This window comes from Actinobacillus seminis, from assembly GCF_002263215.1.
GTDB lineage: Bacteria > Pseudomonadota > Gammaproteobacteria > Enterobacterales > Pasteurellaceae > Actinobacillus_B > Actinobacillus_B seminis.
In genome coordinates this window covers 1-26,747 of sequence record NZ_NLFK01000015.1, presented here as the reverse complement: position 1 = coordinate 26,747, position 26,747 = coordinate 1, and the positions used below count along the sequence as shown (strand labels likewise).

Genomic DNA, 26,747 nt, shown 5'->3' with positions numbered 1-26,747 from the left:
GTTTTTTAGGTAAAGATATTGAGTAACTTGATAGGCATAGTAGACCAAATAGTTGGTAAAAAGTGGTTTAAAGCCTTATATTACGGGCTTTAAATCACTTTTTTCAATTATGAATGCTAAAAAATATATTTTCTGTTATGAGAGCGCAATTCAAATGTAGGGTAAATAAAACGAACGTAACGTTATAAATGTTTAGCATGCAATAAAATATTTACTCTCAAATTAAAACTCAATGCTGAACAAGTTTGGAGTGATTATTCTATTGGTAAACAAATTTACAAGCCACTTGCTAATAAATACTCTTGCTCAGTCAGGACTATTCAAAGATATATTTTAAAAGCCAATAAAGCGCCTATTTTGGTTATTTATTTACGGATGAAAAATATGCCGATTTATGTTTATAAAAGATTTTTTAAACAAAAAGAGTTGGTTTTACCAACTCTTTGGTCTACTATATCCCTATTTTTACTTATACTGGATTATCAATGTCTTTAAATTCGATTTCAAGTTTGTAGGTTTTGGCGAGCCATTCGCCTAGAGCTTGGACACCGTAGCGTTCGGTGGCGTGGTGACCGGCGGCGAAGAAGTGTATGCTTTGTTCTCGTGCCGAGTGGATGGTTTGTTCGGACACTTCTCCTGTGATAAACGCGTCCAATCCTTTGGCGGCAGCCAGATCAATATAGCCTTGTCCGCCGCCGGTGCAAATGCCGATAGTGTGGATTAAGTGCGGCGCATTTTCGCTGCAAATTAACGGGAGTCGGTTTAAAGATTGTTCAATTTTAATGCTCAGTTGTTCAGCGGTGATCGGTGGATCGAAGGTTGCCGAAACCGGAATACTGAAAGCGTTATTTTCCAGCGGTTGCAAATCCTGTGCGCCTAAACGTTGCGCCAATTGGGCGTTATTTCCTAGCTCCGGATGAACATCTAGGGGGAGGTGATAGGCGTATAAATTGATATCGTTGGTTAATAAGGTTTTGATTCTTTTGCCTTTCATTCCTCGTAAGCAAGGGGATTCGTTTTTCCAAAAATAACCGTGATGTACCAAAATCGCATCCGCTTGTTGACTAACCGCATAATCAATTAAGGCTTGGCTGGCGGTGACGCCGGTAATGATTTTTTTGATATCTGCTTTTCCCTCGATTTGCAAACCGTTTGGCGCATAATCGGAAATGGCTTGACTGTTGAGTTTTTGATTAAGAATTTTTTCCAGTTGTAAATTATTCATAGGGATTTCCAAATTGATAATCATAGGATCATAGTAACATATCCCTTTAAAAAAGAGACGGCTTTTGGCTGTTTCGTCAGTAAATTGCGGTGGAATTTTACGCGATATTGCCGATGATACTGCGTGTTTCTTCTTTCACTTCTGTTAATTGCACTTGGATAATATCGCCTATTTTATAGCGACGTTCTCCTTTGATATATAACGCAATTTCATCTGAATTTACTTGCATTTCTTCTTTATTGTCATGCAATGTAGAAGCTGGAATAAACGTCGTGGCGCCATTTGCCAATAAAATCACACGTAAACCGCCGCGCATAACATCTTGTACTTCCGCATCAAACACCGGTTTTTGTTCAACGCTTGTGGCTAAATAGCGGCAATATAGCCAATCGGCAATATCGCGTTCTACCGCACGATTTTGGCGACGGGCTTCTTGCAAGCGTTGCAAAATCGATTCTTGCGGCGCTTTAACAGCTTGTTGGGTGAGACTGGCTTTGATTAAACGATGATTTACCATATCGGAATATTTACGAATTGGCGATGTCCAAGTGGCGTATCCGTTTAAGCCAAGACCAAAGTGCGGTGCAATTTCTGCTTTAAATTCGGTAAAAGTCAAGAAGCGACGCAAACGGAATTCCAAATAATCGCTATTAAAAGCTTCAATATCATGACGCATTTGACAATAACCTTCAAGGGTTGTGAGTTTATTCACTGCATAGCGTTCGCTTAATTCCGCTTGATTTTGTTCGTTGGCAAGATTATTCAATAAGAATTGATAGGCATTTTCCAAATATTTTTTATCAAAACCGGAATGGGTATTGAAAATACCGCATTTGACGGTTTCGGCTAAATAATGCGCAGCGCAAATATTGGCGATAATCATGGATTCTTCCACGATTTGATTGGCGATTCGGCGATATTCCGCTTTAATTTCCAATACTTTTCCATTTTCTGCGAGGATAAAAGAATAATCCGGTTTTTCTTTGAACAATAACGAATGGGTTTGTCGCCATTGAATACGAGCTAAGGTAAATTGATGTAACCAGTCGATTTGTTGCTTAATCGTTTCATTTTGTGGTTGCCAACAGTAGGGTTGTTGCTCCAGATAATCGGAAACTTGGGAATACGCCAGTTTGGCTTTAGATTGAATTTCTGCCAAGACAAAATAAGGTTTGTTGCGGACATTACCTTGCAAATCCGTTTCAATATAACACACCAACGCTGGGCGAACTTCGTTTTCTTTCAATGAGCAAAGTTCATCAGATAATTCGCGTGGCAGCATGGGAATATTGAAGCCCGGTAAATAATTGGTGAAACAGCGTTGTTTGGCATCTTGCTCAATTTGTGAGTTCACATCAATATAGGCGGTAGGATCGGCAATGGCAACCACTAATTGCCAGCCGGTTTGTTGTCCGTTTTGTTCAATCGGCTGAATATACAAGGCGTCATCCATATCTTGTGTTGTTTCGCTATCAATAGTGACGAAATTAAGTGCGGTCAAATTTTCGCGCCTTTGTGTATCGATCATGGTGTATTGATCTAATCCTTGTACTGGATAACGCGATTGCTCATGGCGTGCAAGTGTGACCCACCATGGGGCAAAGTCATCATTCGCGCGACAAATTAATTCGTTAATTTGCGCAAAGAAAAAGCGATCATCACGTAAAGGATGGTTTTTTAAGGTGGCAACAACCCAGTCGCCTTCTTGTAAGTCTTCCTTAACTGATTTTATTTGGTTGGCGCCGATAGGCTGATTGATGAGTGGATGATCGACTAGTACCTGCAATTTCTTATCTTTATTAAACCGCACTTTGGCGATAAAACGGGTAAGCATTGGTTCTAGCAATTCTTCCGGTTCCGCTTGTTCTTTTTCCCCAATGGTCTCAATTATGGCACGAATTTTATCGCCATGCATCACTTTTTTCATGGCTTGCGGTGGGATGAAATAACTTTTTTTGTCCGTTTCTAAAAAGCCGAACGATTTATCGGAACGTCTCACAATACCTTCTACATGAGGTTTGCTGTCACGAATTTGTTGTTTTAATTGGGATAAGAGAGGGTTATTTTGAAACATATAAACTGCCATAAACAAAAAATGGACGCCTCATTCGACGTCCGGAAATGTTGATCAACGTGAAATTATTCCGTACCTAATTCGCTCATTGCTGTGATGCTATATCCGGCATCTACGTGCAATATTTCGCCAGTTACACCGGATGCCAAGTCGGAACATAAGAATGCCGCGGAATTGCCGACATCTTCAATGGTGACAGTACGACGTAGTGGCGCGGTATGTTCAAATGTGGATAACATTTTCTTGAAATTTTTGATACCGGATGCCGCTAAAGTGCGGATTGGACCGGCGGAAATTGCATTGACACGGATACCATCGTTACCTAAATCCGCCGCCATCACGCGAGTTGCTGCTTCTAATGACGCTTTTGCCAAACACATAACATTGTAGTTTGGAATAGCGCGCTCTGCGCCTAGATAGGTTAAGGTTAATAAACCGGAGCTTGGATTTAACATCGGGCGAGCAGCTTGTGCCATGGCAACAAAGCTGTAAGCGCTAATGTCATGAGCAATACGATACCCTTCACGGGTAGCGGCATTGACATAATTACCATCTAGTTGATCGCTCGGTGCAAAGGCGATAGCGTGTACGAAACCGTCAAATTTATCCCAATGTTTGCTTAACTCGGCAAAACATTCGCTGATACTTTCATCAGTGGCAACGTCTAATGGTAACACGATCTCTGAGCCGAACTCTTTCGCAAATTCTTCTACGCGCGGTTTTAGTTTGTCGTTGAGATAAGAAAACGCAAGCTCAGCACCTTCACGTTTCATTGCCGCGGCAATTCCATAGGCAATTGAACGATTGCTGGCTAATCCTGTGATTAAAATTCGTTTATTTGTTAAAAAACCCATTTTCTTTTCCTATTGTTATGGTTGAGTTAAATGTTGTATGTAGTATAAGGCAAAATACGTATTTATACAAAGCCGACCTTGTTGTTTTACAGTGAAATGGGTTACTTCTTATGTCAAGGTAAAGCATATCGGATTTTCGGTTAATTGAGAAATGTAGTTTGATTGGCGGTTATGGTAATGTTTTACTCGTAGTTAGTGGATAACCTGGGCAGGGAGCTATATCGTTAAAGGAAATTTTTAGCCAAAGTAGGTTTAATTAGGCTATTTTACAATTACAGCTCACAAACCTTTAGTATTTATTTAATACATCCCATATGCTTTCTTCTTTTGTTGGCATGTCATTTTGTCGATGGGTATCCGGTGAGCTCGCTTGACAGAACGTTTGATTATGTTTTACCCATACAGGGATAGTGCGGGTGCTGGAACAATCCCAATCTCCGTAGGGATTAATCCCTATCCATTTGATGTTGTTTGGTTTATGCAGTTTGAGCATTTTTGCCGGTGTGCGGCGTAAATAATCATGGTAAACCTGCAGCGCACCGCTGGCACCGGTTAATTTGGTTTTGCCATTGTCGTCACGACCGACCCAGATAGTAGCGAGGTTTTCACCGTCAATTCCTACAAACCAAGCATCACGCGCGTCGTTGCTGGTACCGGTTTTACCTGCCAGGCGTAGCGCTGCAAAATCATTTTGTAGTCTGCGGGCAGTGCCTCGCTCGACTACTTGTTGCATTGCATAAAGGGTTTGGAACGCCGCTTCTTCAGGCACAACTTGCACCGCCTCAGTAGAACGTTGATAAAGGGTATTTCCCCGTTGATCGCTAATATGGTTAATAGTGGATAACGGAATATGTGCCCCTTGATTAGCAATAGTTTGATACAAATTCGCGACCTCGTAAGGCGATATAGAATAAGATCCCAATAACATTGCCGGCACTTTTGGAATGGATACTTTATCCCAGCCCATGGCTTTTTGCGTATCAATAATTTCCGATAGGCCGACTTTCATTCCAATATTCACCGTCGGAATATTTAATGAGCCTACTAAGGCGTCCAGCAAGATCACAGAACCGCCATAACGACGATCGTAGTTGCGCGGTTGCCAAGGTGGGCTGCCTTTGACGTTAATCGTAATCGGTTGATTTTGAATGGGAGTATTCAATCGAAATTGTTCGGGATGCGAAAGTGCGGTCAAATAAATTGATGGTTTTACCAAAGAACCGATTTGGCGTCGAGCGTTGAGCGCGCGGTTAAAACCGGCAAAATGGGTTTGCATTCCGCCCACAACGGCACGTATTGCGCCTTGATGATAATCAGCAACGACCATCGCCGCTTCCAGGCTTGGGGCGGTATATTTTAATTGCAATTTGGAAACGGTATTCACCACGGCGTTTTCCGCGGCTTTTTGTTGTTCCGCATCCAATGTAGAGAATATGCGTGCACCGGATAAGGATTCTGCGCGATTTTCGCCGAATTGAGTGCGTAGTTCAGCTTGTAAGGTTTGGATAAATGCGGGATATTTCCGATTAATTTGTCCGCGTTTTTGTACACCGAGCGGACGCTTACTTAACATTTCGTATAATTCGTTATCAATCACACGATTTTCCAACAATAAGCGCAAAACTACATTGCGACGTTCCAGTGTGTTTTTGGGGTTACGCCATGGATTATATAAGGATGGACCTTTTACCATGCCGACGAGTAGGGCAATTTGTTCTAAGTTAATTTCGCGAATGGAGCGTCCGAAATAGAAATGACTTGCTAATTCAAAACCGTGAATTTGCGTATCGCCGTTTTGCCCCAAATAAATTTCATTTAAATAGGTTTCTAAAATACGGTTTTTGTCATAACGCCAGTCGAGTAGCAATGCCATGAACGCTTCGTTAACTTTACGAGTTAAGGTACGTTCATTGCTTAAAAAGAGATTTTTAACTAATTGTTGCGTTAAGGTACTGCCACCTTGTACGCTATGTCCGGCTTGGATATTTGCCCATAGCGCACGTGCAATACTGAGAAAACTAATTCCATCATGTTCATAAAAACGTCGATCTTCGGTTAATAAGAGGGCATCAATCAATAAACGTGGATAATTTTGCAAAGAAATTGCTAAGCGTTCTTCATTTTCCGATTGCAACATTCCGATCAGTTTTGGTGCCAGCTGAAACTCGTCAATGGCTTTGACGTTGATCAGATCTTCAATGACAGATAATTTACCCTGCTCAAAGCGTAAACGGAAAACGCGCTGTGCTTCCGGCTGTTTCGGAAACGGAAATTCGCCGCGTAGCAAAACAATCGTATTGTCTTCAATTTTAAAATCGCCGGGTGCGGCAATCATGGTGGTTTGGCGATAATCATTGGCAAGCAAATGTTGTTTGGTTTGTTCCAAGGTGAGATTATCGGCAAGACGGATTTTATTGATACGGGCGTAAATTTCCGCTGGTAATTGCCAAATTTGACCATCCATTTTAGAGCGAATTTGACCGTCTAGATAAATTCCATAGAACGAGATAAAACACGCTAAGGTAAAACCGACTTTCGCCATAAAAATGCCAAAGCGATTTTTGGCGCTTGGTATTGGTGGTGCGGTTTTTGGCGTTTGAGATTGCTTTTCTGCGTTTTCAGCCATGGGTTACCTTAGAAATTTATTGTTGAAATGTTAAATAGGATTGTAAAAATTGTTCGAAATCTTCTAACCCGCAAAATGCGATACTTTCTTCGTCATAATAATGAAAATCTTCCTCTAGGCGGACGCTACCGTCAATTTGTAAATTATTGGCGCTGACCATCACTTCGTCCGCATTGATAAATAGGCTGTATTCTTTGCCGATAAGTTTGATTTCTTGATTGAAATGCGGTTGTTTGGCGCGCTGTAAGGCGGAAAGTGCGGTAGAAATTAATTGAGAATTTGACCGCACTTCACTGTTTAGCCAATTAGCTAAGGCTTCATGTCCCATGGAGCATTTTGCGTTGAGACTGCCTTGACAATAGGTAAATTGAAAATCCATCAGATTAAATGCTAAAGGAGGATCCGCAGCCGCAAGTGGTTGATGCATTTGGGTTATTGACGATAAAACGGGAACCTTCCAATCCTTCGGTATAATCAATCGTTCCGCCGATAAGATATTGTAAGCTCATCGGATCGATAACCAATTGTACACCGCCATTTTCCACTGTAAGATCGCCTTCGTTAACTTTTTCGTCAAAAGTAAAACCGTATTGGAAACCGCTACATCCGCCACCGGTAATATAAACGCGTAATTTTAATTCTTGATTATCTTCTTCACTGATTAACGATTTCACTTTATTCGCTGCCGCGTCAGTGAAAGTTAAGGGGACAGCCATATCTGACATATTTCATCTCTCATTTTTATCCAAATTGGCGGTATTATCTAATAACCAACCCATTCCATCAAGAATTATCAAAAGATTTTTCGTGCAAATAATGCTATGATGGAACAATATTTTTTTATTTTAAGAGGTGTGATTTATGGCAATTCCATTGAGAACGGATGCGGAAATCGTCAAATTACGTGAGGCGTGTAAATTGGCATCCGACGTGTTAGTAATGATTGAACCTTATGTAAGAGCCGGCGTAACGACCGGTGAATTGGATCGTATTTGTCATGACTATATGGTGAACACGCAAGGCGTTGTTTCTGCTTGTTTAGGTTATCACGGTTTTCCGAAAGCTACTTGTATTTCCATTAATGAAGTGGTTTGTCATGGTATTCCAAGTGATGAGAAAGTGCTTAAAAACGGGGATATTGTCAATATCGACGTGACGATCATTAAAGACGGTTATTTCGGTGATAATTCCAAAATGTATGTGGTCGGCGAAACCAATATACGCAGCCAAAAATTGGTGGAGGCGGCGCAAGAGGCGTTGTATGTGGGGTTACGTGCGGTGAAACCGGGGGTGCGTTTAAATGAAATCGGGCGCGCGGTACAACGTTATACGGAGAGCCAAGGATTTAGCGTGGTGAGAGAATATTGTGGTCATGGGATCGGGACGGAGTTTCATAACGAACCGCAAGTGTTGCATTACTATGCTGATGATGGTGGCGTGATTTTACAAGAAGGCATGGTATTTACTATTGAACCGATGATTAACGCCGGTAAAAAAGAAGTGCGTTTGATGGGCGACGGTTGGACGGTGAAAACCAAAGATCGCAGCCATTCCGCCCAATATGAGCATCAACTTGTGGTGACCAAAGATGGATGTGAGGTGATGACTATCCGTGAAGAGGAAGAAAAGGCAGGCAGAATTTCCCGTTTTATGGTGAATAATTAATGGATGATTAAGGACGTTTTGTGACGTCCTTATTTTTTAGCTTTATTTCAAGGAGAGACGAATGTTGTTTCCTTATCGGTCTAGTGAAACATTGACACCGCTTGAGGTTAAAAAACAAAAAGAGGCATTAAAACAATTTGAATTTGCCAACTTTGCGCAAAATGCGGTGATCCGATTGATTGAAAATCGGACGCAATTTTGTGACGATTTATTAGTCAATTTATGGCAAAGAAGCGGCTTGGATCAACATTCCGAATTAAGTTTAATTGCGGTGGGCGGATATGGACGAGCTGAGATGTTTCCTTTATCCGATTTGGATTTTTTGATTTTAACGCCAAGTCGCGTTGACGCTGAGGTTGAGCAAAAAATTCGCCGGTTTGTGCAATTTTTATGGGATTGCAATTTTGATGTTGGGCAGGCGGTCAGAACGCTGGAAGAATGTTTGCATGAAGGACGTGCGGATATTAGTGTGGCGACTAATTTGTTGGAAAGTCGCTTTTTGTGTGGCAATCATGCTTTATTTGAGCAACTCAACGAATTAATTCAACAACCGGATTTTTGGCCGATAGAAGCATTTTTCAATGCTAAAGTGCAAGAGAAAATCGAGCGTTACCAACGTTATAATAATACCGGTTATAACCTTGAGCCGGATTTAAAATATAGCCCGGGCGGTTTACGCGATTTACATTTGTTGTATTGGCTGGCGCTGCGCCATACTGGAGCAAAAAATTTAGAAGATATTTTGCATTCTGGTTTTATTTATCCGGAAGAATACCGGGTCTTGCAAGAAAGTCAGCTGTTTTTGTTTAAAGTGCGGTTCGCTTTGCACTTAATTTTACGTCGTTACGACAACCGTTTGTTATTCGATCGCCAACTGAAAATTAGCGAGTTATTAGGCTATCAAGGCAGTGGTAATCAAGCGGTGGAAAATATGATGAAAGCCTTTTTTCAAGCGCTGCAATCCATTGCAGTGGTAAGCGATATTTTAGTTAAACATTATCGCGAGCATTTCCTTGATCATGCCGCTGAACGCGATATTTTGCCTTTAGATGAAAAATTTCGTCTGATCGATAACGCGATTTGTTTGCGACGCGAAGATAGTTTTTTAACCCAACCCGACAGCATTTTAGATCTCTTTTATTATTTAACTCTTTATACCGACGCCGAGATTCATTCGGCAACCTTGCGTAAACTTTGTGTGGCAGTGAAAAACTTTGAGGGATTTTTGAGCGAATTACCGTTGGCGCGCGAGAAATTTTTGCGCTTGCTTGCCCAACCAAAAGCCATTCAACGTGCCTTTTTGCCTATGCATCAATATGGAGTATTGAGCATTTATTTGCCTCAATGGCAAGGGATTAAAGGGTTAATGCAGTTTGATTTATTTCATATTTACACCGTAGATGAGCATACCTTACGGGTTATGTTGAAACTTGAGCAGTTGCTTAACCCGAAAGCCGCGGAAAATTATCCGATTTATCATCACATTTTCTCGCAATTTATTGACCGCACTTTGTTGTATGTAGTGGCGCTGTTTCATGATATTGCCAAAGGGCGGGGCGGTGATCATTCGCAATTGGGCGCGCAGGATATTGCTGAATTTGCTCAATTACACGGATTTGATCGGCGTGAAACGGATACTATGAAATGGCTGGTGGCAAATCATCTGTTGATGTCGATTACTGCGCAACGACGGGATATTCATGATCCGGAGGTGGTGATGTCTTTTGCCGAACAGGTACAAAATCAGGTGCGTTTGGATTATTTGGCTTGTTTGACCATGGCGGATATTAATGCGACGAACGAAACGTTATGGAACAGCTGGAAAGCGTCGTTATTGAGTACGCTTTATCAATATACTCATCAACAATTCCAACAAGGTATGGATAACTTGTTGGATAATCAAGAAAAAATTCGTTCTCATCAGCAGCAGGCATTAGCATTGTTAAGTTCAAATGCGCCTCCGTTGGAGGAAGATGTGATCATGGGATTGTGGCAAAATGCACCGAGTGATTATTTTTTGCGCAACACTCCCGCGCAAATTACTTGGCATACGCAGCTGCTGGCAGACTTGCAGTCGGATTTTTTGGTGAAAATCAGTAATCGTTTTTCGCAAGGCGGCACAGAGATTTTTGTGTATTGCCAAGATCAGCCGAATTTGTTTAACAAAGTGGTGAATACCATTGGGGCAAAACGATTTAGTATTCATGATGCGCAAATTATGACCGGATTAAATGGATTTGTACTGGACAGTTTTATTGTCACGGAGCTGAATGGCGAATTGGTGTGTTTTGATCGCCGGCGAGAATTGGAAGCGGCATTGATGAAAGCGCTACAAACGGAATATGAACCAAAACCAATCAACCAAATTAATCGTCAATTGCAACATTTTCATGTAAAAACTGAAATGCGTTTTTTAAATACGGAAAAAACGGATCAAACGGAGATGGAGCTTTTTGCTTTAGACCAAGCGGGATTATTGGCGAAAATCAGTCAAGTTTTCTCCGAGTTGGGATTGAATTTACTCAACGCCAAAATTTCAACAATTGGCGAGAAAGCAGAAGACTTTTTTATTTTAACCAATCAAGCCGGACAAGCGCTAAGCGCAGAACAGCGTGAACAATTGCAAGCGCATTTGTATCAGGTGTTAGGGGAATAAAGTGCGGCCATTTTTTCGAGGTTTTTATCATAAAGCAAGGCATAATTTCTAGTGCCTTGCTTATTTTGTTATCAATCTGTGATATTAATTTAAATGTTACAATCCGCTAAGGTTTGTTAAGGTTTGGTCCCTCCGATACCGGTATAACCGCGGCGCTGGAACAATGCCTCTTTGGACAATTTGATCATATTTTCAATAGTAGTGCCTTGAACTAAAATAGAGAAAACCACTACGGAGTAGGTCATAATGATCATTAAATCGCGCACGGTCATACCAATATCTTCGATAAACACACTGGTAGTCGGTACGGAAAGCGCCATTGCAATAGCTAAACCGCCACGTAATCCGCCCCAAGTTAGAATTGGTAAGGTGTACGGATTATATACGGTTTTACGACTAAACCATAAAAACGGAATCCATACGCTAATATAACGACAAATCAAACAAATCGGAATCGCAGCGATCATCAGGATAATGCCTTGGGTACTGAAGTGAACCAACAGCAGTGCAAAACCGATTAATAAGAATAGCAAGGAATTAAGGAAGTGATCGATCATTTCCCAGAAATGGTCTAGGTAGCGTTTACTTTGTTCGGAAAACCCGCTTTGTCTGGTCCAGTTTCCGACCATGATCCCGGCAACCACCATAGCCAAGGCGCCCGAGACGTGTAACATATTGGCGAGCATAAAACCGGCAGTTGGTACGGTTAAGGTTAATAAAATTTCCAAGCTCCCGTCGTCGGTGGCGGAAATGAGGTAATGTGCAATTAATCCTAAAATGGCGCCGAAAATGATCCCACCGATAGCTTCGATAAAGAAAATTTTTGCCGCATCACCGAAAGTAGGTTCGCCACCACTAAAGGCAACCGCGAAAACAGTAGTGAAAATGACTAAGCCGACCCCGTCGTTAAACAAGGATTCGCCTTCCACCTTGATCGCCAGCTTTTTCGGTGCTTTTAAATTTTTGATAATGGCCAACACTGCAATGGGATCCGTTGGCGAAATTAAGGCGCCGAATAAAATGCAGTAAACTAAATCAATGTGAAAACCGAAAAGTGTGGCAAATCCGTAAATGAAAAAACCGATAAGGAGGGTTGAGGCAAAGGTGGAGAAAATAGATAGGACGCTAATTTCATATTTTTGGCTTTTCAGCACCGGCAATTTAATTCCCAATGCGCCACCGAATAATAGGAAACCTAAGATCCCGTTAAGTAAAAACTCTTTAAAGTCAATTTGCTCCATCACGGAACGGGCAATGGTGTCCAATTTGAACCAACCCATCCAACCAAACAACATGAGGATGATGGAAAAGACCATTGATGTTGCAGTAACTGCAATGGTATATTGAATGCGATCACTGACTTTGTGCGTGACAAAACAAATAAGGATCGAGATTGCAGAAAGAAAACAGATATAAGTATAAATGTTCATAGTTGAGCCTTAAAATATTGAGAAATCAAATCGGTAAATTATCTTGTTCAGTTCCTATAATCTGCCTTGAATTATTTTGTTAGGAAAAGTTTAAAAAAATGTAACAAGAAATTAATGGGATAAGTATAAAAAAAGTGCGGTTATTAATAAAGAAGAATTAATAAAAAGAGTCTTTCAATGTGTAAAAAAAGAATTTTTGGGTGGTTATCCTTTTAGTATTAGGTGGAATTAGTGCGTATTTGATGTATGCACTTGAAATTTATCCTTCGCCGAAAAGCCGGCTTTATGCGTCGCAATCTATTGAATTTAGAGAAAAAAAAGTAAATGATTATGTGCAATGTTTTAGCGCATTGCAGCCGGTTTCGCCCATTCAACAACGTCGCTTTAAATTTTTAGTTTGGAATATGCATAAAGGCGCGGAGCCCGGTTGGCAAGCTGCATTGACGAGTTTTTCGGCACAACGAGATTTTTTGTTGTTACAAGAGGCGACCGGTATTCCTGCGTTGTATGCGTTAAATTCAGCGCAATTTCCGACCGTACTTTATACCAGTGCCTTTGAATATTTGCACCAACAATCGGGTGTGGCATTATTTTCACGTTTTATGCCACAACAATATTGCGCCGGAGCGGTGGTGGAGCCTTGGATTCAAATTCCGAAAGTCGCCAATGCCATGCGTTTTCCGCTGGCAAATCAGCAAAGTTTGTTGTTAGTTAATGTGCATTTGGTCAATTTTGAACTAAATCCGACTCATTATGTTCAACAATTGCGAGCCATGATGAATTTAATTGATAAGCATCGTGGACCGATTATCTTAGCCGGTGATTTTAATGCGTGGAATGGATGGCGCAGCCGAGTTATCGCGAAATTAGTACAGCAATATCAACTGCAAGAAGTACATTTCCAACCGGATGAACGTTTGCGCTTTTTGGGATATCCGCTGGATTTTGTGTTTGTTCGTGGGCTAAAGGTATGGCAAGCCACCACGCTGAAAACCGAAAGTTCGGATCATAATCCGCTGTTGCTTGATGTGGGGCTTGATGTTGAGTGAAATAAGGGGATTAGAGTGCTGCGGAGATCACAATTTCCACTTTCCAACTTGGATTTGCTAATTTGGCTTCAACAGTGGCGCGTGCGGGAGGATTGTTGCGATCAACCCATTCATCCCAAGCTTTATTCATTTCCGCGAAGTCGTTCATATCGGCTAAGAAAATTTGCGCACGCAAAATATTGCTTTTATGAGAGCCGGCTTCTGCCAATAGGCTGTCAATGGCATTGAGTACCTCTTGGGTTTGAGCATATGCCCCTTGTCCGGCGGAATTGGTCGCCACTTGACCGGCTAGATAGACGGTATTGTTATAAATGGCGGCTTCGCACATCCGCGCGTTGGCTTGTAAACGTTGAATTTTTGACATATTTTTTCCTATATAGTAAATGAAATAACGCGGAAAGATTATACCGATTGGCATATGAAAAGAATAAAATTTTATTTTTTCTAACCGCACTTTTAATCATATGAAATTATTAATCTCAAATCAACATGGCGCCATTATTATGGCATTTTATATGGAATGCTGCTTGCCAATCCGATTTGGCAACATGGTTTTTTACTGGCAGCTTGGTTTGCGTTACATTTAATGAGTTATCCATTTTTGAATTTATTTAAAGGACGCAATTTGGCGTTATATCGTCGCTGGAGCTGGATTTATGGCGTTGCCAGTATGGTTTTTGCTTTGGCTGGAATGGGAGCTTATTATTTTCCCGACCGTATTTTTGACTACAAAATTTGGTGGGTAGCATTGTATCCAACCCTTTATGTTAAATCCATGATGCGTGAGCGAAAAAAAATCCGTGTTATCTGCAAATTTCGCTGGTATATCATGTAATAGGTGTGCTAGTTTTGTTATTTTTGCAGCAATATTGGTTAACCGTGGCTTTTGTTATTCCTTTGGTGCATACTTTTTTTGCCCCAAAAGAAACTTTCTGTGAAGCAGATCGGTCTAACGGAAATCGGGGTATCTATTTTCTTTTTTCTGATGTTATTACTAGCTACGTTATAGGACGTTATGAACATTAAATATTGGTTATTCTTCCCTCTGATTATATCAAGTATTCCTACTATGGCAGATACGTGCAACCCGCTTGCGAGCAAAACTGCGATGCCGATAATAAAAACGACGGCGTTTTCTTTAGTGCATAGTCAAGCCGATGCACGGTTAAGTGATAAAGAGATCATGGTACTTGCTGAACAAGCGGTGAATCAGCAACGTTGGCAAGATGCTTTTGATTTGATTTTACCGTTGGCGCAAAAGGGCGATTTGTTGGCGCAAACCAATGTCGGACTTTTTTATTTACAAGGCAAAGGCGTAGCGCAAGATTTAGATAAAGCCTATTGGTGGTTAAGCGAGGCGGCAGAAAAGGGCAGCGTTAAGGCATTGAATAATCTTGGATTAATGTATTTGGAAGGCAATGGGGTAAAAAAAAGCGTTCCGCACGCGATTAAATTATTTACCCTTTCGGCAAAATCGGATAATCCGCGCGCTGCTTATATTTTGGGTTTAGTCTATTATAAAGAATTAGCCGATTTTAACAATGCGCTCACTTGGTTCCAACGCGCAGCGACCTTAGGTGATAGCGAGGCGGGTTTTAATTTGGGTTATATGTATGAATCGGGTAAAGGTACGCCGGTGGATATTAAAAAAGCCATCCATTGGTATCAAAACAGCTTGGATAATCAGCCTTATTTTAACGCAGAGTTTCAAGCGAAAGTAAAAGCGAAAATCGCTGAATTAAAAGCGTTAGCTAAGGATCATTAATCCCATTTATTTGATTATGAAATATAAAAATCCGCAATCTGTTTTAGTGGTGATTTATTGTTCGGTAACAGGGAGGGTTTTGATGTTGCAGCGTCAGGACGATCTATCCTTTTGGCAATCCGTGACGGGCAGTATTGAAAACGGAGAATCGCCAATCCATGCCGCTATCCGAGAAGTGAAAGAGGAAACCGGTTTTGATATTTTCGCTGAAAATTTACCGCTCTTTGATTGTAATCAACGGATATCGTTTGAAATTTTCCCGCAATTTCGGTATAAATACGCACCGGATATCACGCATTGTACGGAACATTGGTTTTTGTTGGCGTTAGAGAATGAAAGTGTGCCGACATTGACAGAACATCAAGCCTATCAATGGGTAACCATTCAACAAGCGGTAATGTTAACAAAATCATGGAATAATCGAGCCGCAATTGAAACCTATTTATCAGACTAAACGATCTTAATCCAATTAAGTTAAAAAAGATTAAGTTAAAAGAAGGAAAAAAACATGGCGGGACATAGTAAGTGGGCCAATATTAAACACCGCAAAGCGGCACAAGATGCGCAACGCGGTAAAATTTTTACTAAATTAATTCGTGAATTAGTGACCGCGGCAAAATTAGGCGGTGGTGACGTCGGTTCTAATCCGCGTTTACGTGCAGCGGTAGATAAAGCCTTATCCAGTAATATGACGCGCGATACGATTAATCGTGCGATTGATCGTGGCGTGGGTGGCGGTGATGACACCAATATGGAAACAAAAATTTATGAAGGTTATGGTCCGGGTGGAACTGCTGTGATGGTTGAGTGTCTAAGTGATAACGCCAACCGTACTATTTCACAAGTGCGTCCAAGTTTCACCAAATGTGGCGGAAACTTAGGGACTGAGGGTTCAGTCGGTTATTTATTTAGCAAAAAAGGATTAATTTTAATCGCAGAGGCGGATGAGGATGCATTAACGGAAGCCGCGATTGAAGCCGGTGCAGACGATATTCAGCCACAGGAAGACGGTTCTTTTGAAATCTATACCGCTTGGGAAGATTTAGGCGCAGTACGTGACGGTATTGAAGCGGCAGGATTTAAAATTGAAAATGCTGAAGTGACCATGATTCCATCAACTACCGTGGATCTTGATGCAGAAAATGCACCGAAATTGCTTAGATTAATCGATATGCTGGAAGATTGTGATGATGTACAAAACGTTTATCATAACGGAGAAATCAGTGACGAAGTTGCGGCATTATTGTAAAAATAGATTTTGATAAGGAGCCTTAAATGCAATTAGTGAAATGTTTATCCGCTGTGGCAGTATTCTCTGCGTTAGCAGCATGTTCAACCGCATCTGATGTAGTTTCTTCTACAACGGATGCAGTAAAAAACGTGGGTGAGGCGGTAGTTGACGGTGCAAAAACGGTTGGCAATACAGTCGCCGAAGGGGCAAAATCAGGGAAAGAAATGATTACCGGCACGAGAACTGTGTTGTATTCTTGTGATGTAAGCGGTAAACGTAACCGACCGGTTTCGGCGACGTATTCTTTCAAAGATAACCAACCGGAAACCGCAACAGTGACCATTGGCAAGAAAGTAGTGGGTAAAGATTTGGCGCTAAACAGAACTTATAAAGACGGTGTACAGTTTGTTGCCGGCGATAAAATTTGGTCATTAGATACCGGTTTCTCTGTGGAAACCGTGAACACCACGGTTCCTGTGATGTTTACCTCAAATAATGCAATTTTGGCCAGAAATTGTTCTGTTGCAAAATAAGGGCAGCAATTAAGGTGTTTGGTAAGTGGGTTTGTGGTTACGCAAATCCACTTATTTTTTGGAGCAAACATGAGTATTATTTTGGGCATTGACCCGGGATCAAGAGTGACGGGGTATGGCGTCATTCGGTGCAACGGACGACAGTTGGAATACCTCGGTAGTGGCGCCATTCGTACGCAAGCGGAGGATTTACCCACGCGCTTGAAACGAATTTATGCGGGAGTGATGGAAATTATTACGCAATTTCAACCGGATATGTTTGCCATTGAGGAGGTTTTTTTAGCCAAAAATGCGAATTCGGCGTTGAAACTCGGGCAGGCGCGAGGTACCGCGATTGTTGCCGCGGTTAATCACGATTTGCCGGTATTTGAATATGCCGCACGCTTGGTGAAGCAAACGGTGGTTGGAATCGGATCGGCGGATAAAGTGCAGGTGCAAGACATGGTAACGCGTATTTTAAAACTGTCCGATACGCCACAACCGGACGCTGCAGATGCTTTGGCGATTGCTATTACTCATGCCCATTCTATACAGCACGCATTGCAAGTGGGGCATTCAGCACAACATTATAAAACGTTTGAAAAAAACACCGCACTTTTGCGTGCGCGGTATAGTCGAGGGCGGTTTCGCTTAAAAATTTAACTGGATATTTGTCCAGTTTTATTTTATGCTATGGCAAGCTTTGTCCAAAAGTAAGTAGAGGGAATGATGATTGGGTGTTTAACCGGAATAATTATTGAGAAACAACCGCCGGAAATGTTATTGGATGTGCAAGGTGTTGGTTATGAATTGCTATTACCAATGACCAGCTTTTATGATTTACCGGAGTTACATCAGCAGGTAACTTTATTTACTCATCTCGTAGTGCGTGAAGATGCGCATCTTCTTTTTGGATTTGCACAAAAAAATGACCGCACTTTATTTCGCGAATTAATCAAAACTAACGGGGTTGGTCCCAAATTGGCATTGGCGATTTTATCGGCAATGTCGGTGAATGAATTTGCTTATGCCATTGAGCGGGAAGAATTGTCTAAATTGGTAAAAATTCCCGGTGTTGGCAAGAAAACGGCAGAGCGCTTGTTGGTGGAATTAAAAGGTAAATTTAAAGGTGTGGCACAGGAGGATTTCTTTGTGGAAAGTCGCCACCTACCAAACCTTGAGCGTCCATCAGTCAATACAGATGTGTCTTTAGAGGATGCGATAGCCGCGTTAATTGCCTTGGGATATAAGTCGGGGGATGCCGAGAAAATGGTGAAAAAAGTAGCAAAACCGGAATTATCCAGTGAGCAATTAATTCGTGAAGCGCTAAAAGCGGCGTTATAGTAAGTACAGATAAATGTAGAGAAAAAGATGATTGAAGCGGATCGTATTATTAGCGCGACGGCAAAATTGGATGATGAATATTTAGATCGTGCTATTCGTCCTAAATTATTGGTAGATTATGTGGGACAACCGCAGGTTTGCGAACAAATGGAAATCTTTATCCAAGCCGCGAAATTGCGTCAAGATGCGCTTGATCATTTGCTCATTTTTGGTCCTCCGGGGTTGGGGAAAACCACACTCGCGAATATTGTTGCGAATGAAATGGGGGTGAATATTCGGACGACATCCGGTCCTGTATTGGAAAAAGCCGGTGATTTGGCGGCAATGCTGACCAATTTGGAACCGCATGATGTTTTGTTTATTGATGAAATTCATCGTTTATCTCCAGCGATCGAGGAGGTGTTATATCCGGCAATGGAAGATTATCAACTGGATATTATGATCGGCGAAGGACCTGCGGCGCGTTCAATTAAATTAGATTTACCGCCATTTACCTTAGTCGGTGCGACGACCCGAGCCGGATCGCTGACGTCCCCGTTACGTGATCGTTTTGGCATTGTGCAGCGCCTTGAGTTTTATTCGGTGGAAGATTTAACTTCTATTGTAACGAGAAGTGCGGTCTGTTTAAACTTAGAAATTGAACCTGATGCGGCACAAGAAATCGCTTGTCGTTCTCGTGGTACGCCACGTATTGCCAACCGCTTATTGCGTCGAGTTCGCGATTATGCCGATGTCAAAAATCAAGGGATTATTTCGGTGAAAATCGCTCAAGCCGCCTTATCTATGCTGGATGTAGATCATGCCGGTTTTGATTTTATGGATCGCAAATTGTTGCAAGCAATTATTGAGCGTTTTGACGGTGGTCCGGTGGGATTGGATAACCTTGCTGCCGCTATCGGTGAAGAGCGAGATACTATTGAAGACGTGTTGGAACCTTTTTTAATTCAGCAAGGCTTTTTGCAACGCACCCCGCGCGGACGAATCGCCACCTCGCGTACTTATCGACATTTTGGCTTGGAGAAACTGGCAGAATAACCTCGTCCGGGTTTTTATATCCATTACTAACATAGGTGTTGTTGGTAATGTTGTTTTATTTTTACATATTTATATTCTTAAACAAAAAATTTAAATTTAACTATTTGATTTTGAAAAAATTTATCATTTTTTTTTTTTTTTTTTAATTTATCATTTATTTTTTGTAACGGGACGGAAACAATTTTTAAAATTTAAATCGTAGCAATTTTAGTAAAATCCCTGTATCTAATGTATGTTGGAGACAGGGATTTTTTAGAAAACAAATAGTTTGTTAATGTGCTTGCGCTAATTTTAATGTGGCAGCGTTATTTGCTTCGGCAAGAACGGTTTGTAAATCATCTCCACTGGCGGCGCTAACCGCGGCGGCGAATGCGCCTTCCACTAAAGAGGCATAGCTGATGACTACATGCTTAGTGATTTCCGGATCAAGTAAATCAAGAGCCGTTTTTGCACTTAAAATTGCACTACCCAGATCAACAAAAATTACCACACCATCAGGCGAATACACCTCTTCTATCGCTGACATGATTTTTGTTGCGTCCGTGCCAATGGGATTATTGGCATCATCAATACCTGCTGCGACAGCGATTTTACATCCCTCTCCCGCCATTTGGCGTGTAATATCTGCTAAGCCTTCGGCTAATTTTGGGCTATGAGAAACAAGGACTAAATTGACCATATTGAATTCCTATTTGACTGCGTCATATAACGCTTTTAAAAGATAAGTGCTTGAGGTGGCGCCGGGATCTTGATGACCTGCGCTGCGTTCTCCGAGATAACTTGCCCGCCCTTTTTTCGCTACCATTGGAATAGTTGCGGCTAAACTTTCTTCAGCTTTTTTAACCGCACTTTCTAGTAGTTTAGTCAGTGGTTGGGATTTGTCGGCGGTATTCAATTCGGCTAATACAGGTAACCAAACATCACACATGGTTTTATCGCCGAGTTCTGCACGACCACGTGCCACAATGCCATCTACGCCATTTTTAAGCACGGTAATCAGTTCTGCGGCTGAAATTTCCTCTTTTCCCACCGCACTTTGTGACCCCTTAATAAACAATGTTCCATATAGTGGACCACTGGCTCCACCGACTTGCGAGAGTAATGTCATGCCTACTGTTTTCAAAATAGTACCGATATCTTTATCTGATACCGTGGCAACTTTTTCTAAGGCTTTGATAAAGCCTCGTTGCATATTTAATCCGTGGTCGCCATCGCCAATATCTGTATCCAGTTGGGTTAAATAATCGCGTTGCGTATCCATGATTTGTTTACAATTTTCAAGCCATTGTAAGATCTGCGCTTTTGTCATACTCATTTACTTCTCCTGTTTTTTCCGTTTATTCGCCCCAACGTAATGCCGGTGTATTAACCGGTGCATCCCATAATTCAAGAATATCGTCATTGACTTTTAGTAACGTAATGGAAATACCCTGCATATCCAATGAGGTACAGAAAGATCCGATTAAATTACGTTCTATTTTTAAACCGAATGCAGTTGCGATTTGTTCCAGTTTATTATAAATACCATAAAGTTCAGATAAAGGCACAGCTCCAAGGTTGTTTACCAAAGCAATCACACGATCGCCTTTTTGTAAGGCTTTTTTGCTATCTTGCAGTTCATCCCATTGGTTATTTTTATGGTTCCAGCGTCGAACGGTACGTTCATAATCACCATTAGCAATTAATGTATTAAACATTTCTGTCAGCGTTTTATCTAAATTAACGAATTGACGGCGTTCAATCCCCGGTTCGCCATGAATTCCAACGCCGAATTCCATTTCATTTTCAGCAAGCGAGAAGGAAGGTTTACCCGCTGCCGGTACAGTACAAGCACCTAATGCGATACCAATAGAATGTCCCGTGTTATTCAGTTGATACCCAAGCTCGGCGAGTTGGTCTAATGTGTAACCTTTAGCTGCAGCTGCGCCTAATAATTTTTCCAGCATAACCGTATTGGCCACCCCTCGTCGTCCCGCGGTATAGAGACTGTCTTTTACCGCCACATCATCATCGACTAATACCGTTGCGACTTTCACTCCGCTATCGGCGAGCAGTTCTGTAGCAGTTTCGAAGTTTAGCACATCACCGGTATAGTTTTTGACCAGTAATAATACACCGGCGCCACTATCTACACTTAAGCCGCATTCAAACATTTGATCTGGTGTTGGTGAGGTAAAAATAGCGCCCGGACAGGCGGCATCTAACATTCCTTTCCCAACAAAACCGGCGTGCATAGGTTCATGACCGCTGCCGCCGCCGGAAATCAATGCTACTTTTCCGTTGATCGGCGCATCAGCGCGACGAACATAAACGGGATCTGTGTTTAAAATTAAATCAGGATGTGCTTTTGCCAAGCCCTGTAATTGTTCATCAAGAACCGTTTCAATAGAATTGATCAATTTTTTCATAGAATATTCCTTTTCATTTAAAGAGAACTAAAGCCGGGCATTAATGTAGCAAAATCGAATCTGCATTTCTGTTAGCCGAATCACAAAATAGAGGATTTGTAGAAAATCGTGGCGAATTTGACCGCACTTTTCGGGGGCAGTTATGGATAGAAATGTTATCCTTCGGGCTTATCCATTTTTAGGTTTAAAAAAATTGACAAATGCAACGGATAGAATAATCAATGCCCCACCGAGTAGCATGATGAGCGTTGGTGTTTCATCTAGCCATGCCCATGCCATGATAATGGCGTAAACCGGTTCTAAGGAAATGATCATGGCGGCGGTACGGGCGTTTATCGTACCTAGGCTGGAGACAAAGAGGGTGTAGGCCAGGCTGGTGCAAACTAAGCCGATACAGGCGATCCAAAACCAGTCGATGGCGGATACGGCGGGCAATTTTTGATAAGAAAATGGTAGCAAAATAACGATGCTGACAAGATATTGCCACCAGCTGGCTTGTGAACCGGATAGACGTTGGGCATTTTTACGATTAAGAATGGCGAGGACGGCATAGATGGCGCCGGATAAAATGCCCCACAACAACCCTTGTGTTACCTGATTAGTAAATTGAAATTCGGGGGTAATTAAAATTAAGCCAATAGAAATGCAAACCAAGAGAATAAACTCGCGAAATTTTAACCGCTCTTTAAAGACGAGTATTTCAAATAACCCGACAAACGCCGGAAAGCTGGCAAATCCTAATGTTCCAACAGCGACGCCACCAACTTTGACGCTAATATAAAAGGTGACCCAGTGTAGGGATAATAATGTGCCTAAGACAAACTGGAATAAGATAGCTTTGGGTGATAATTTGGTTAAAGGGATGTGTTTGAGCAGAAAATAAGCTGACAAAACTAAAAAAGCAATGATCACTCGCCCGAGGACGAGAACGTCAGCGTCGCTTTTGATCAATACACCAAGTACGCCGGTGGCGCCGAATAATACGGCGGTAAAATGGACTTTGAGTAACGCGAGATGATATGCGTTAGAGATGGTTTTATTTGCCATAATAGAGTAGACCCTCGTTGGAGGGTCTATAATTATTGTTATTTTAAAGTAGCAAAGGCAATATCGGCTGCTGCGAGGGTGCGCGCAATATCTTGCTCGGAATGTGCCAACGACATAAAACCGGCTTCAAATGCCGACGGGGCAAGGTAAACGCCTTGTTGCAACATTTTATGGAAGAATTGGTTAAAACGAGCGACATCTGATTGCATCACGTCTTGATAAGAGATGACTTCATTTAATTGCGTGAAGAAAAATCCAAACATTCCGCCGACATAATTGATGACGAGTGGAATTTCGTGTTTTTGTGCCAGCGCTTTTAAGCCTAGTGCTAAGGTTTCAGTAAGTTGAGCAAGACGTTGCTCATTGCCGACTTTTTTGAGCTCGTTTAAGCAGGCAAGACCTGCCGCCATAGCAATAGGATTGCCGGATAATGTGCCGGCTTGGTAAACCGGACCCGTTGGCGCGATATATTGCATAATTTCTTTCTTGCCGCCAAAGGCACCAACCGGCATACCGCCGCCGATAATTTTTCCTAAGGTGGTGAGATCCGGGGTGACACCATAATATTGTTGCGCACCGCCAAGGGCAACACGGAAGCCGGTCATAACTTCATCAATGATGAATACGGTTCCGTATTGATCGCAGAGTTCACGTAATGCGTGCAAAAAGCCTGCTTTGGGTGGTACACAGTTCATGTTGCCGGCGACGGGTTCGATAATTAGGCATGCGATATCATTCGGATATTGTTCAAATGCTTGTTTGACAGAGTCAATATTGTTGTATTCGCAAGTCAAGGTATGTTTAGCGAAATCTTCAGGCACGCCCGGTGAGCTTGGTTGACCCAATGTTAATGCGCCGGAGCCGGCTTTCACTAATAAACTGTCGGAATGACCGTGGTAGCAACCTTCAAATTTAATGATTTTATCGCGTTTGGTATAACCCCGCGCTAAGCGAATGGCGGACATTGTCGCTTCGGTTCCTGAACTGACCATGCGTACCATTTCAATCGAAGGAATCAATTGGCAGACTAATTCGGCTAATTCAATTTCAAGGGGCGTTGGCGCGCCAAAGCTTAATCCATTTTCTGCCGTTTTTATGACCGCACCTAAGATAGAGGGATGGTTGTGACCCAATACCATTGGTCCCCAAGATCCGACATAATCAATATATTGTTTGCCATCTGTATCAAAAACATAGGCACCTTTGGCTTTTTCAATAAAAACGGGCGTTCCGCCTACGCCTTTAAAGGCACGAACAGGAGAGTTTACGCCACCGGGAATCACTTGTTGGGCGCGAGAAAATAAAGTAGCTGAATGCATCATGGTTTATCCTTTCTTTTAATTCGCAAAAATCAATGCAGGATATTGTACTGTAAAACCGCATAAACTTATAAAAATATTTATGTACTGTTTTTGCTTTATGATATGCTTGGCAAAAAATTTTCAGGAAGTTTTTTATTCTATGCTGCTTAGCTTATTCGTTACTTTTTTTGGGGCATTATTGACACTTTTTATTATGCGCCCGGTAGCGCAAAAAATAGGATTGGTCGATAAACCGAACTATCGTAAACGCCATCAAGGCGCTATTCCGTTGATTGGCGGTGTTTCCTTATTTATGGGAAATTTATGCTTCTATTTGTTGGAATGGGATCAAATGCGATTGCCGGGATTATATATTTTCAGTATTTTCGTTCTGCTCGCCATTGGTATTTTAGATGACCGTTATGATATTAGCCCATTTTTGCGAGCGGGAATTCAGGCAATTCTTGCAATTTTGATGATTGATATGGGGAATATTTACCTCGATCACCTCGGGCAAATTATTGGACCGTTCCAATTGACATTGGGAACGATTGGATTGATTATTACTGTGTTCGCTACCATTGCGGTCATTAATGCGTTTAATATGATTGATGGAATTGATGGCTTGTTGGGCGGGCTTTCCAGCGTGGCGTTTGTTTCCATCGGTATTTTGTTAATTCTTGATAATCAAATGGATTTAGCTTATTGGAGTTTTGCTCTAATTGTGGCAATTTTGCCTTATTTTATGCTGAATTTGGGGATTCCGTTGGGACCTAAATTTAAAGTGTTTATGGGCGATGCGGGAAGTACGTTAATCGGTTTTACGATTATTTGGATCCTATTATTAAGTACGCAAGGAAAAGGACACCCGATGAACCCGATTACAGCGCTTTGGATTATTGCAATTCCTGTGGTGGATATGATTGCAATTATTTATCGTCGTTTGCGTAAAGGGAAAAGCCCGTTTAGACCAGATCGCCTTCACGTGCATCATCTGATGATGAGAGCGGGATTGACATCGCGACAAGCTTTTCTATTGATTACATTTTTAGCCGCATTTTGCGCCGGGTTTGGTATTTTAGGTGAGATTTTCTATATTAATGAATGGATAATGTTTATTGCGTTTATTCTACTTTTCTTTATCTATTCATTTTCTATTGCTCGCGCTTGGCGGATTACGCGTTGGGTTCGTCGCATGAAACGTCGTGCCAGACGTGCAAAACAAGTTTAAGGAGATATTATGCAAAATAATACTGGCGCTAAACAGATTTTGATCTTATTACTCTTTCTGATCATTTTTACGATTGGCGGGTATGCCGCTAGTTATTTGGTGAAACCGCAATGGAAAGTTGAGGTGCAATTGGCGCCGCCAACGACGAATGCATTAGGTAACTATTATTCGTTGTTTTCAATGTATCAATTAGTGGCTCAGGATAAAAATGAGACACTTGGAGCTAGTGATATTGTTTATCAGGAATTGACTCGTCAATTTTTATCCTATGATACGCTACGCGAATTTTGGCAAAATAATGAATATTACAAACAAAAAATGACCGGCGATGCGACAGGTGATCGCCAGTTATTGGATGATTTGGTGAGACGAGTCAAGGTGGTATTGAGCAATGGAGAAATTGAAAAAATTAGCCTTGAATTAGATAATCCTAAACAAACTATGGATTTAATGACCGCACTTATTGATTTTGTTAATGGGCGCGCTCGAAATGTGGTGTATGGTGAGTTGATTACGCGTTGGAAAAATGTATTTGATCGAGTTAATAGCGCAGTGCAATTGAAAGTGGATAATCCTGTCGTCGATCAGCATGCAACAATTTCCTCTTGGCAAGGAAAATTAAGTATGATGAAATCAGTTAATGCGTTGGATAATAAATTACTGGCATTTCGTTTTATGAAAGCACCGGATTTACCTTTTGAAATTTCGTCACCAAATAAAATTCAATGGGGAATTAGCGGAGCCGGTATAGGTTTTCTTGTAGGATTATTTTTGCTTGCTTTGTTTAATCTGAGAAGAAAGTAAAATTTTTATTGTATTAATATTTATAAAGCTACCTTATGGGGGGCTTTTTTGTTTTTTTGACAAAAAATCACCGCACTTTTTATAAATTATCAGCAAATTGAACAAAAAATTATCTTATGAAAAAAATTTAAAAAAAAGACTGGACAACTGATTATGAAACTCTTAATATACGCCCCGCAACGACGCAATGCAATGAGAAACGCGTTCGTAGCTCAGTTGGATAGAGCGTTGGCCTCCGGAGCCAAAGGTCGCAGGTTCAAATCCTGTCGAGCGCGCCAGAGTAGTGTAACGTTCATCTTTTAGTGGTGGCTATAGCTCAGTTGGTAGAGCCCCGGATTGTGATTCCGGTTGTCGTGGGTTCAAGTCCCATTAGCCACCCCAATTATCTTACTAATAATTTACATCGGCGAGTAGCGCAGCTTGGTAGCGCAACTGGTTTGGGACCAGTGGGTCGTAGGTTCAAATCCTATCTCGCCGACCAATTTTTTTT

At 41.6% G+C, this 26,747-nt stretch carries 25 protein-coding genes, 3 tRNA genes and 1 pseudogene; 16 read left to right on the top strand and 13 right to left on the bottom strand.

From position 1 onward, the window contains the following. Positions 1-469: 469 nt before the first annotated feature. The 6 genes from CFY87_RS11175 to erpA form a co-directional block, all read right to left on the bottom strand. Positions 470-1,225: a Nif3-like dinuclear metal center hexameric protein gene (locus tag CFY87_RS11175; RefSeq protein ID WP_094947909.1), complete on the bottom strand. Its 756-nt coding sequence runs from the start codon at positions 1,223-1,225 to the stop codon at positions 470-472. 97 nt (positions 1,226-1,322) lie between these two features. Next, positions 1,323-3,299, bottom strand: coding sequence for an exoribonuclease II (gene rnb, locus CFY87_RS11170; protein ID WP_094947915.1), 1,977 nt, complete (start codon positions 3,297-3,299; stop codon positions 1,323-1,325). Between the two features lie 65 nt (positions 3,300-3,364). After that, positions 3,365-4,153, bottom strand: a complete 789-nt coding sequence (locus CFY87_RS11165) for an enoyl-ACP reductase FabI (protein WP_094947906.1) — start codon at positions 4,151-4,153, stop codon at positions 3,365-3,367. Between the two features lie 289 nt (positions 4,154-4,442). Then, complete coding sequence (gene mrcB, locus CFY87_RS11160) at positions 4,443-6,695, bottom strand: penicillin-binding protein 1B (RefSeq protein WP_419670263.1); 2,253 nt, start codon at positions 6,693-6,695, stop codon at positions 4,443-4,445. Positions 6,696-6,795: 100 nt separating this feature from the next. Continuing rightward, positions 6,796-7,158: a YacL family protein gene (locus CFY87_RS11155; protein ID WP_094947912.1), complete on the bottom strand. Its 363-nt coding sequence runs from the start codon at positions 7,156-7,158 to the stop codon at positions 6,796-6,798. A gap of 4 nt (positions 7,159-7,162) precedes the next feature. Next, on the bottom strand, positions 7,163-7,504 hold the full coding sequence (gene erpA, locus CFY87_RS11150) for an iron-sulfur cluster insertion protein ErpA (RefSeq protein ID WP_094947901.1): 342 nt from the start codon (positions 7,502-7,504) through the stop codon (positions 7,163-7,165). A gap of 136 nt (positions 7,505-7,640) precedes the next feature. Between erpA and map the strand changes: the two genes are divergently transcribed. Next, positions 7,641-8,444 (top strand): type I methionyl aminopeptidase, encoded by an 804-nt coding sequence (gene map, locus CFY87_RS11145; RefSeq protein WP_094947898.1) that lies wholly within the window; start codon positions 7,641-7,643, stop codon positions 8,442-8,444. A gap of 61 nt (positions 8,445-8,505) precedes the next feature. Continuing rightward, a complete protein-coding gene (gene glnD, locus CFY87_RS11140) occupies positions 8,506-11,100 on the top strand; it encodes a bifunctional uridylyltransferase/uridylyl-removing protein GlnD (protein WP_094947896.1) in 2,595 nt (864 codons plus the stop codon). A gap of 116 nt (positions 11,101-11,216) precedes the next feature. On the opposite strand, the gene CFY87_RS11135 is transcribed toward glnD, so the two are convergent. Further along, the gene (locus CFY87_RS11135) at positions 11,217-12,530 is read right to left on the bottom strand and encodes a cation:proton antiporter (protein WP_094947893.1); all 1,314 of its coding nucleotides are present in this window, start codon (positions 12,528-12,530) and stop codon (positions 11,217-11,219) included. Positions 12,531-12,730: 200 nt separating this feature from the next. On the opposite strand from CFY87_RS11135, the gene CFY87_RS11130 reads away from it, so the two are divergent. Further along, positions 12,731-13,579 carry an endonuclease/exonuclease/phosphatase family protein gene (locus tag CFY87_RS11130; protein WP_094947890.1) on the top strand — a complete coding sequence of 283 codons (849 nt, stop codon included), beginning with the start codon at positions 12,731-12,733 and terminating at the stop codon, positions 13,577-13,579. A gap of 10 nt (positions 13,580-13,589) precedes the next feature. Here CFY87_RS11130 and CFY87_RS11125 read toward each other — a convergent pair whose 3' ends face one another. After that, complete coding sequence (locus CFY87_RS11125; protein ID WP_094947887.1) at positions 13,590-13,943, bottom strand: RidA family protein; 354 nt, start codon at positions 13,941-13,943, stop codon at positions 13,590-13,592. A gap of 100 nt (positions 13,944-14,043) precedes the next feature. Between CFY87_RS11125 and CFY87_RS11120 the strand changes: the two are divergent. From CFY87_RS11120 to ruvB, 8 genes and pseudogenes are all read left to right on the top strand, one after another. Then, positions 14,044-14,588, top strand: a pseudogene (locus CFY87_RS11120) (YwiC-like family protein). A 6-nt stretch (positions 14,589-14,594) separates the two neighbouring features. Then, positions 14,595-15,344, top strand: coding sequence for a tetratricopeptide repeat protein (locus tag CFY87_RS11115; RefSeq protein WP_094947884.1), 750 nt, complete (start codon positions 14,595-14,597; stop codon positions 15,342-15,344). A 16-nt stretch (positions 15,345-15,360) separates the two neighbouring features. Further along, positions 15,361-15,798 (top strand): dihydroneopterin triphosphate diphosphatase, encoded by a 438-nt coding sequence (gene nudB / locus CFY87_RS11110; protein ID WP_094947881.1) that lies wholly within the window; start codon positions 15,361-15,363, stop codon positions 15,796-15,798. Positions 15,799-15,852: 54 nt separating this feature from the next. Beyond that, entirely contained in the window at positions 15,853-16,593 is a 741-nt protein-coding gene (locus tag CFY87_RS11105) for a YebC/PmpR family DNA-binding transcriptional regulator (RefSeq protein ID WP_094947878.1), read from the top strand. Between the two features lie 26 nt (positions 16,594-16,619). After that, positions 16,620-17,108, top strand: a complete 489-nt coding sequence (locus CFY87_RS11100) for a Holliday junction resolvase (protein ID WP_094947875.1) — start codon at positions 16,620-16,622, stop codon at positions 17,106-17,108. A gap of 69 nt (positions 17,109-17,177) precedes the next feature. After that, complete coding sequence (gene ruvC / locus CFY87_RS11095) at positions 17,178-17,750, top strand: crossover junction endodeoxyribonuclease RuvC (RefSeq protein WP_094947872.1); 573 nt, start codon at positions 17,178-17,180, stop codon at positions 17,748-17,750. A 66-nt stretch (positions 17,751-17,816) separates the two neighbouring features. Further along, positions 17,817-18,431: a Holliday junction branch migration protein RuvA gene (gene ruvA / locus CFY87_RS11090; protein ID WP_094947869.1), complete on the top strand. Its 615-nt coding sequence runs from the start codon at positions 17,817-17,819 to the stop codon at positions 18,429-18,431. Between the two features lie 27 nt (positions 18,432-18,458). Next, on the top strand, positions 18,459-19,466 hold the full coding sequence (gene ruvB / locus CFY87_RS11085; RefSeq protein ID WP_094947867.1) for a Holliday junction branch migration DNA helicase RuvB: 1,008 nt from the start codon (positions 18,459-18,461) through the stop codon (positions 19,464-19,466). Positions 19,467-19,737: 271 nt separating this feature from the next. Here ruvB and dhaM read toward each other — a convergent pair whose 3' ends face one another. From dhaM to hemL, 5 genes are all read right to left on the bottom strand, one after another. Next, positions 19,738-20,145: a dihydroxyacetone kinase phosphoryl donor subunit DhaM gene (dhaM, locus tag CFY87_RS11080; RefSeq protein ID WP_094947864.1), complete on the bottom strand. Its 408-nt coding sequence runs from the start codon at positions 20,143-20,145 to the stop codon at positions 19,738-19,740. Positions 20,146-20,154: 9 nt separating this feature from the next. Continuing rightward, the gene (gene dhaL, locus CFY87_RS11075; protein ID WP_094947862.1) at positions 20,155-20,781 is read right to left on the bottom strand and encodes a dihydroxyacetone kinase subunit DhaL; all 627 of its coding nucleotides are present in this window, start codon (positions 20,779-20,781) and stop codon (positions 20,155-20,157) included. A 22-nt stretch (positions 20,782-20,803) separates the two neighbouring features. Next, entirely contained in the window at positions 20,804-21,874 is a 1,071-nt protein-coding gene (gene dhaK, locus CFY87_RS11070; RefSeq protein ID WP_094947859.1) for a dihydroxyacetone kinase subunit DhaK, read from the bottom strand. Positions 21,875-22,042: 168 nt separating this feature from the next. After that, positions 22,043-22,921 carry a DMT family transporter gene (locus CFY87_RS11065; RefSeq protein ID WP_094947856.1) on the bottom strand — a complete coding sequence of 293 codons (879 nt, stop codon included), beginning with the start codon at positions 22,919-22,921 and terminating at the stop codon, positions 22,043-22,045. A 38-nt stretch (positions 22,922-22,959) separates the two neighbouring features. Continuing rightward, positions 22,960-24,243, bottom strand: coding sequence for a glutamate-1-semialdehyde 2,1-aminomutase (gene hemL / locus CFY87_RS11060; RefSeq protein ID WP_094947851.1), 1,284 nt, complete (start codon positions 24,241-24,243; stop codon positions 22,960-22,962). Between the two features lie 139 nt (positions 24,244-24,382). Here hemL and wecA point away from each other — a divergent pair, with 139 nt between their 5' ends. From wecA to CFY87_RS11035, 5 genes are all read left to right on the top strand, one after another. After that, on the top strand, positions 24,383-25,453 hold the full coding sequence (gene wecA, locus CFY87_RS11055; RefSeq protein ID WP_094947846.1) for a UDP-N-acetylglucosamine--undecaprenyl-phosphate N-acetylglucosaminephosphotransferase: 1,071 nt from the start codon (positions 24,383-24,385) through the stop codon (positions 25,451-25,453). A 9-nt stretch (positions 25,454-25,462) separates the two neighbouring features. Next, positions 25,463-26,257 (top strand): hypothetical protein, encoded by a 795-nt coding sequence (locus CFY87_RS11050; RefSeq protein ID WP_094947843.1) that lies wholly within the window; start codon positions 25,463-25,465, stop codon positions 26,255-26,257. A gap of 201 nt (positions 26,258-26,458) precedes the next feature. Then, a tRNA-Arg gene (locus CFY87_RS11045) sits at positions 26,459-26,535 on the top strand. Between the two features lie 27 nt (positions 26,536-26,562). Beyond that, positions 26,563-26,638: transfer RNA gene (locus CFY87_RS11040), tRNA-His, on the top strand. 23 nt (positions 26,639-26,661) lie between these two features. Continuing rightward, positions 26,662-26,738: transfer RNA gene (locus tag CFY87_RS11035), tRNA-Pro, on the top strand. The last annotated feature ends 9 nt before the right edge of the window (positions 26,739-26,747 follow it).

Excerpts from the sequence above, each read along its gene's own strand:
- CFY87_RS11175 (WP_094947909.1), bottom strand. The coding sequence starts at position 1,225 with ATGAATAATTTACAACTGGAAAAAATTCTTAATCAAAAACTCAACAGT.
- rnb (WP_094947915.1), bottom strand. The coding sequence starts at position 3,299 with ATGTTTCAAAATAACCCTCTCTTATCCCAATTAAAACAACAAATTCGT.
- CFY87_RS11165 (WP_094947906.1), bottom strand. The coding sequence starts at position 4,153 with ATGGGTTTTTTAACAAATAAACGAATTTTAATCACAGGATTAGCCAGC.
- mrcB (WP_419670263.1), bottom strand. The coding sequence starts at position 6,695 with ATGGCGAAAGTCGGTTTTACCTTAGCGTGTTTTATCTCGTTCTATGGA.
- CFY87_RS11155 (WP_094947912.1), bottom strand. The coding sequence starts at position 7,158 with ATGGATTTTCAATTTACCTATTGTCAAGGCAGTCTCAACGCAAAATGC.
- erpA (WP_094947901.1), bottom strand. The coding sequence starts at position 7,504 with ATGTCAGATATGGCTGTCCCCTTAACTTTCACTGACGCGGCAGCGAAT.
- map (WP_094947898.1), top strand. The coding sequence starts at position 7,641 with ATGGCAATTCCATTGAGAACGGATGCGGAAATCGTCAAATTACGTGAG.
- glnD (WP_094947896.1), top strand. The coding sequence starts at position 8,506 with ATGTTGTTTCCTTATCGGTCTAGTGAAACATTGACACCGCTTGAGGTT.
- CFY87_RS11135 (WP_094947893.1), bottom strand. The coding sequence starts at position 12,530 with ATGAACATTTATACTTATATCTGTTTTCTTTCTGCAATCTCGATCCTT.
- CFY87_RS11125 (WP_094947887.1), bottom strand. The coding sequence starts at position 13,943 with ATGTCAAAAATTCAACGTTTACAAGCCAACGCGCGGATGTGCGAAGCC.
- CFY87_RS11115 (WP_094947884.1), top strand. The coding sequence starts at position 14,595 with ATGAACATTAAATATTGGTTATTCTTCCCTCTGATTATATCAAGTATT.
- nudB (WP_094947881.1), top strand. The coding sequence starts at position 15,361 with ATGAAATATAAAAATCCGCAATCTGTTTTAGTGGTGATTTATTGTTCG.
- CFY87_RS11105 (WP_094947878.1), top strand. The coding sequence starts at position 15,853 with ATGGCGGGACATAGTAAGTGGGCCAATATTAAACACCGCAAAGCGGCA.
- CFY87_RS11100 (WP_094947875.1), top strand. The coding sequence starts at position 16,620 with ATGCAATTAGTGAAATGTTTATCCGCTGTGGCAGTATTCTCTGCGTTA.
- ruvC (WP_094947872.1), top strand. The coding sequence starts at position 17,178 with ATGAGTATTATTTTGGGCATTGACCCGGGATCAAGAGTGACGGGGTAT.
- ruvA (WP_094947869.1), top strand. The coding sequence starts at position 17,817 with ATGATTGGGTGTTTAACCGGAATAATTATTGAGAAACAACCGCCGGAA.
- ruvB (WP_094947867.1), top strand. The coding sequence starts at position 18,459 with ATGATTGAAGCGGATCGTATTATTAGCGCGACGGCAAAATTGGATGAT.
- dhaM (WP_094947864.1), bottom strand. The coding sequence starts at position 20,145 with ATGGTCAATTTAGTCCTTGTTTCTCATAGCCCAAAATTAGCCGAAGGC.
- dhaL (WP_094947862.1), bottom strand. The coding sequence starts at position 20,781 with ATGAGTATGACAAAAGCGCAGATCTTACAATGGCTTGAAAATTGTAAA.
- dhaK (WP_094947859.1), bottom strand. The coding sequence starts at position 21,874 with ATGAAAAAATTGATCAATTCTATTGAAACGGTTCTTGATGAACAATTA.
- CFY87_RS11065 (WP_094947856.1), bottom strand. The coding sequence starts at position 22,921 with ATGGCAAATAAAACCATCTCTAACGCATATCATCTCGCGTTACTCAAA.
- hemL (WP_094947851.1), bottom strand. The coding sequence starts at position 24,243 with ATGATGCATTCAGCTACTTTATTTTCTCGCGCCCAACAAGTGATTCCC.
- wecA (WP_094947846.1), top strand. The coding sequence starts at position 24,383 with ATGCTGCTTAGCTTATTCGTTACTTTTTTTGGGGCATTATTGACACTT.
- CFY87_RS11050 (WP_094947843.1), top strand. The coding sequence starts at position 25,463 with ATGCAAAATAATACTGGCGCTAAACAGATTTTGATCTTATTACTCTTT.